This window comes from Aeromonas sp. HMWF017 (assembly GCF_003061465.1).
GTDB classification, from domain to species: domain Bacteria; phylum Pseudomonadota; class Gammaproteobacteria; order Enterobacterales; family Aeromonadaceae; genus Aeromonas; species Aeromonas veronii.
The window spans coordinates 1-6147 of sequence record NZ_QAJD01000025.1 but is presented as its reverse complement, the minus strand read 5'-3'; the positions used below and the strand labels follow the sequence as shown (position 1 = coordinate 6147).

The following is a 6147-nucleotide window of genomic DNA, read 5'->3' as shown; positions in this document are numbered from 1 at the left end:
CACATTGAGTGGGGACAAGCCAGTCTCGCCGGTGCAGCCCTCTGCTGGCTGGTCGGCTGGTTGCGAACCCGTTCCCATTAATCAACAACCGCGCCGTCAGGCGCCTGTTCTGGAGAGAAAATCATGGGTGGTATCAGTATTTGGCAATTGTTGATCATTGCAGTCATCGTCGTGCTGCTGTTCGGTACCAAGAAACTGCGCGGTATTGGCGGTGATCTGGGTGCGGCGGTCAAAGGGTTCAAGAAAGCCCTCTCCGACGAGCCGGCTGATGCCAAGGCCGAGCAGAAAGATGCCGAGTTTCCCCCGAAACAGCTGAACGAAGCGGCCACTCAGAGCAGTGAGACCGCCAAACAGAAAGACAAAGACCAGGCCTAAGCCATGTTCGATATCGGTTTTTGGGAGCTGGTCGTTATCGGTGTGGTAGCACTGGTGGTACTGGGGCCCGAGCGGCTGCCGGTTGCCATCCGCACGGCTACCCACTGGATCCGCCTCATTCGTTCGACCGCGAACTCGGTCAAGTCCGAGCTGGAGCAGGAGCTCAAGTTGCAAGAGCTGCATAACGACCTCAAGAAGGCCGAACAGTTGCAGATGAGCAACCTGAGCCCCGAGCTGCAGGAGTCCATCGAACAGCTCAAGGCGGCGGCCCAGTCGGTCAATCGCCCCTATCAGGTGGAGAACGAGATCCGTCCGCCGCGCCCCGAGCCGGTCGCTCAGGCTGAGGCTGTCATGCCAGTGGAGCCTGCAGTGCAGCTGAGCCACGATGTGCCGCCGGTCAACAGCCAGCGGGAGAGCGAGCCGGTGCCGGTCAGTGAGTCCGCAGTAAAAGGGGAGGTGAAGCCATGAGTCAGGCCGAACAACCCCTGATCAGCCATCTGGTTGAGCTGAGAACCCGTTTGCTGCGCTCCATTTCCGCCATCTTGGTGGTGTTTCTGGCGCTGATCTACTTCTCCAACAACATCTACGACTTCGTGGCTCAGCCGCTGCTCAGCCAGCTGCCGGAAGGGACCAGCATGATCGCGACGGATGTGGCGACCCCCTTCCTGACGCCGATCAAGCTGACCCTGGTGGTCTCCTTCTTCGTGGCGATCCCCTATCTGCTCTATCAGGCCTGGGCCTTTATCGCCCCCGGTTTGTACCAGCATGAACGGCGGCTAATCATGCCGTTGGTGGTCTCCAGTGCCCTGCTGTTCTACGCAGGGATGGCGTTCGCCTACTACGTGGTGTTCCCGCTGGTGTTCGGTTTCTTCACCAGCACCGCGCCCGCCGGGGTGACGGTGGCGACCGACATCGCCAGCTACCTGGACTTCGTACTGACCCTGTTCTTCGCGTTCGGGGTGGCGTTCGAAATTCCGGTAGCCACCATATTGCTGTGCTGGACCGGTGTGACCACCCCCAAGAACCTGAAGGAGAAGCGTCCCTACGTCATCGTCGGGGTGTTTGTGGTCGGCATGTTGCTGACGCCGCCTGATGTCTTCTCCCAGACCCTGCTCGCCATTCCTATGTGGGCGCTGTGGGAGATAGGTCTGTTCTTCGCCCGTTTCTACGTGAAGAAAGAGGATGAAGAGCAACAGGAACAACCGGATGTGGAGAGCTGAGGCTCTGTTCGTCACTTGTTCGCCGGACGGCGAGAGGATGACGAAGTCCGCAGGAATAGCAGAACGAGGGGAGCTGAGGCTCCCTTCCTCTTTTCATGCTCCCGTTCGAGGCGTATGGTAAGGCCCCATTCGGTAGATGGTTTTCAAATACCTGATATGTATTCCTTTTGTTCGGAACGTCTCATCCCATGATCGATATCGGTTTAAATCTGACCAGCAGCCAGTTCGCCGGCGAGCAGGCTGAGCTGGTGGCCTGTGCCCGTGCCGCCGGAGTGGAGGCGCTGATCCTGACCGGTACCGATCTGGCCGGCAGCCGCGAGAGCGTAGAGTTGGCCGCCCGCTGGCCGGGCTACTGCTTCTCCACCGCCGGGGTCCATCCTCACGATGCCAAGAGTGTCGATGAGGCGACCCTGCCCGCCTTGCGCGAGCTGGCAGCCTTGCCACAGGTGGTGGCTATTGGCGAGTGCGGCCTCGACTACAATCGCGACTTCTCACCCCGTCCGGTGCAGGACGCTGTGTTCGACGCCCAGCTGGCACTGGCCGCCGAGCTCGGGATGCCGGTGTTTCTCCACTGCCGCGATGCCCACGCCCGTTTTATCGAGATCCTCCGTCCCTGGTTGCCGAAACTACCGGGAGCCGTGCTGCACTGCTTCACCGGTTCCGATGAGGAGCTGGACGAGTGTCTGGCGTTGGGGCTGCATATCGGGGTGACCGGCTGGCTCTGCGACGAACGCCGCGGCCAGCTGCTGCGCGAGCAGGTGGCCCGTATTCCAGCTGGCCGCCTGATGATCGAGACCGACGCCCCCTATCTGGTGCCGCGGGATCTGAAACCTCGCCCGAAACGCAACGAACCTGCTTTTTTGCCGCACATCGCCCAGGTGGTGGCGGCCTGTCGTGGTGAAGCGCCCGAGGCCTTGCTGGCCCACACCCGGGCCACCTCCGCCGCGTTCTTCCAACTTCCTCTCCAGGAGTGATTCATGGCTACAACTCTTCCGGGCGCCTTTCCGGGCCGCCGCCTGCGCCGTCTGCGCAAACATGATTTCAGTCGTCGTCTGGTGCGCGAGAACGTACTGACCGTCAACGATCTCATCTATCCGGTGTTCGTGCTGGAGGGGGAGAATCGTCGGGAAGCCGTTCCCTCCATGCCGGGGGTGGAGCGTCTCTCCATCGATCTGCTGTTGGAAGAGGCTGCCGAGTTGGTGGAGCTGGGCGTGCCTGCCATTGCCCTGTTCCCGGTGACCCCGCTGGAGAGCAAGAGCCTGATGGCGGAAGAGGCCTACAACCCGAACGGGCTGGCCCAGCGCACTGTGCGTGCCCTCAAGGCCAGCTTCCCGGGGCTGGGGGTCATCACCGACGTGGCGCTCGATCCGTTCACCACCCACGGTCAGGATGGCATCATCGATGACGAAGGCTATGTGCTGAACGACATCACCACCGAGATCCTGATCAAGCAGGCACTCTCCCACGCCGAAGCCGGGGTCGATATAGTCGCGCCGTCCGACATGATGGATGGCCGCATCGGCGCCATCCGCGCGGCGCTGGAAGAGAACGGCTTCATCAACACCCAGATCATGGCCTACTCCGCCAAGTACGCTTCCTGCTACTACGGCCCGTTCCGTGATGCGGTTGGCTCTGCCGGCAACCTCGGCAAGAGCAACAAGGCCACCTATCAGATGGATCCGGCCAACAGTAACGAAGCCCTGCACGAAGTGGCGCTGGATATTCAGGAAGGGGCCGACAGCGTGATGGTCAAGCCGGGCATGCCCTATCTGGACGTGGTTCGTCAGGTGAAGGATCAGTTCGGCGTGCCGACTTTCGCCTATCAGGTCAGCGGCGAGTACGCCATGCACATGGCGGCGATCCAGAACGGCTGGCTGAAAGAGAAGGAGACCATCATGGAGTCTCTACTCTGCTTCAAGCGGGCCGGGGCCGATGGCATCCTCACCTACTTCGCCAGGCGCGTAGCGCAGTGGCTGAAGGAAGATGCCCGTTAAGCCGGGTTGAAGAGATAAACGAGAGGGGGAGCCGATGGCTCCCCCTCTATCGTTATGGCTCTCTTTTGGTCACGAGCGGATGATTACAGCTTGGTCCAGGCATCGCTCCAGTGGCTGCCGGTACCCGGTGCATAGTGGCTGGTCGAGCCGCCACACCACCCACTGTAGGGCCAGGGTTTGCACTCGTAGTCGCCACCGTTATTGCTGACCCGTTCGCCACTCTGATAAGCGGTGCCCGCAGCATAGGCCGGGTAGCTGCCGTTACCACCGTCACTGTCACCACCCGGAGCCTGTTCCACCAACGCCAGGGTGAAGCGGCGCTCGAAGCCCTGCTTGCTCCCCTCAGCCATGCCCGCCAGCAACAGCTCGTAACTGCCGGCCGCAAGGCCCGACTGCGTCAGCTGCAGGGAACCCTGACCATCGATCAGGGCGCTGCCGGTGGCGACCGGATTGCCATCCTGCAACAGGGTCGCGGTGACGGTCACCGGGTTGGCGGTGGTCAGCGTGAGGTTGAAGTCGATCGCGCCGTTGACGATGAGATATTCGGCCGCCAGATCGGTGACGGTGAAGTCACTGCTGCTACCTGTAGTGGGCAGGATGAAGTCCCCGCTCAGGTAGGTGAGACCGGTCCAGCCGGAGCTGGTCAGCCAGTGCTTGCCATTGGTCTGATAGACGTTGGGCAACTGGGTGCACTGTTTGTTGTCATTGACGAAGCCGATACCGTAAAAGCCCGCCACATTCTTGTAGCAGAGCTGGCGACCATTCTGGTGCAGCACTGGCTGATCCAGCTTGCCCTTGTGGTGGAGTGACAGCCAGTCAAACTGGTTGATGGCCGAGACCAGCGGCACAAACTGGCCATCGGGCTGACGATAACGGATCAGGGATCCGGCATCACAGAGCAGACCATCAGCCCGCTGTTCGACGTACCCGTAGTACTGTTCGCCATCCTGGAAGGTGAACCGGCAGAGATTGCCTTTCTCCGACTCCTTGGGGATCCATCCCATCAGCAGGCGCTCCTGATTGGTCAGGGCCGCCAGCTGCCCGGCACTGAAGTCGCTGCCGTTGGCTACCCAGCCTTGCGGCATGGTGGAGAATTGCATGAAGTAGTGGTCGGTATAGTACATGTGGCTGTCAGCGCGGTGCTTGCGAGCCCCTTGGCTTACCGAGTTGTAGCGATAGATGTCGTTTTCCGGCTTGTGGAAGCCGTTGAGATCATCGTCCAGATAGGGCAGGTCGCCCTTGCGGATATGGTAGTTGGCCATACCCGTCATCAGGGGATGCCAGCCGTGGCTGCCACGGGCAAACGCGCTCTCATGGCTGTAGGACTTCCCATCGAAGCCGTGGCCAAATTCGTGGGCAATGATGCCCCAGCTGCCGTAGTAGTGGCTGACAAAGTTAAAGGTATCGACCCCGGTGATGCCACCACTCCCCAGCCCGCCCCCCATGGCGGTGATCCCCAGGTTGAGGTAGGGGCGCTTCATCAGGCTGTGGTAGTAGTAGTCATAATCGGCTGCCGTAAAGATCCCGTTCGGCACATAGCTGTTGCCGCCATTGCCGAACATCTCGTAGCCGTTCACCGTCTTGAAGTTGTACCAGACGTGTTTGAACTCCTCGGTCGAGACCATGTAGGCCAGGTTGGTGGTGATGATCAGCCACTCGCGGGCGTAGAGGGCATTGATGGGGCGCCAGGAGCCGCTGGTGTTGGTGGCGAAGCGCACGTTCCAGCTTGGCTTGAGGCGTGCCAGCTTCTGGGCAAACGGATCCGAGTTGGAGCTGAACCTGTGCTCGAACTTGGCTGGCAGATTAATGCTGTTGTCGAGCAGGTTGTTGAGATCAAACACCCCGTCGCGGCTGGCGCTGTTGAAGCGTCCCTGCTCGCCAAAGGCGCTCAGTGGCAGGGTGATTTGGGCATAGGCGGGCAGGCGATCGAGCTGGCCCAGGATCAGCCACTTGTTGATACCGTTCAGGCGTGACTCGATATTAATGTCATGCAGCTCTCTGGCGGCATAGTTGGTGATGCGCACCGTGTCGTTATCAAGCAGCTCGGTCTTGACCAGCGAATTGATGTTGACCGAACGCTGGGCGCGATCGATCAGCACCTCGTAGGGTTCGTCATTGCGCAGTATGTAGCTGACTGTGGCCGGCATCAGCTGATCGAAGATCAGCGGGCGAGCCGGCAACTGCTCGTCGGCCGTGAAGCTGATCTCCTTGCTCAGCAGCTGGTTGAAACCCAGGCCGCGTTCGTTGGCGGTGACAAGCGCCGAGCCCGCCAGCTGGAGATCTTTCAGCGCCGCCACGGGCTGCTGGTTGATCTCCCGGACAGTAAAGGTCGGGTTCTTGAACTGAAAGTCGTTGGCGATCAGGGTATCGGCATCATGCCATTCGATGCGGTCCTTGAAGTTCACCACCAGCCGATCGCCATCCATGTCGATTTTTTGCAGATTGTTGTCGGCGATCACCTGCTCAGGCGCCAGCGGGGTGTTGCTGGCGATGGCATCAGCCAGTTTGCGCAGGTCATAGATGTAGTAGTTTTTGCCAGCGGTATGGGCCAGGAGATA

General features: G+C 60.5%; 6 protein-coding genes. 5 read left to right on the top strand and 1 reads right to left on the bottom strand.

From position 1 onward, the window contains the following. The first annotated feature begins 123 nt into the window (after nt 1–123). From tatA to hemB, 5 genes are all read left to right on the top strand, one after another. The gene (gene tatA, locus DBR30_RS01900) at nt 124–375 is read left to right on the top strand and encodes a Sec-independent protein translocase subunit TatA (RefSeq protein ID WP_005339385.1); all 252 of its coding nucleotides are present in this window, start codon (nt 124–126) and stop codon (nt 373–375) included. A gap of 3 nt (nt 376–378) precedes the next feature. Next, nucleotides 379–843, top strand: coding sequence for a Sec-independent protein translocase protein TatB (tatB, locus tag DBR30_RS01895; RefSeq protein ID WP_108541194.1), 465 nt, complete (start codon nt 379–381; stop codon nt 841–843). Continuing rightward, complete coding sequence (gene tatC, locus DBR30_RS01890) at nt 840–1595, top strand: twin-arginine translocase subunit TatC (RefSeq protein ID WP_108541193.1); 756 nt, start codon at nt 840–842, stop codon at nt 1593–1595. Before tatB ends, tatC begins: the two co-directional genes overlap by 4 nt. 188 nt (nt 1596–1783) lie before the next feature. Beyond that, a complete protein-coding gene (locus tag DBR30_RS01885) occupies nt 1784–2569 on the top strand; it encodes a TatD family hydrolase (RefSeq protein WP_108541192.1) in 786 nt (261 codons plus the stop codon). Nucleotides 2570–2572: 3 nt separating this feature from the next. After that, nucleotides 2573–3589 (top strand): porphobilinogen synthase, encoded by a 1017-nt coding sequence (gene hemB, locus DBR30_RS01880; protein WP_108541191.1) that lies wholly within the window; start codon nt 2573–2575, stop codon nt 3587–3589. Nucleotides 3590–3672: 83 nt separating this feature from the next. Here hemB and DBR30_RS01875 read toward each other — a convergent pair. After that, nucleotides 3673–6147 (bottom strand): hypothetical protein (locus DBR30_RS01875; protein WP_108588168.1); only part of this gene is annotated, 2475 nt, incomplete at its 5' end.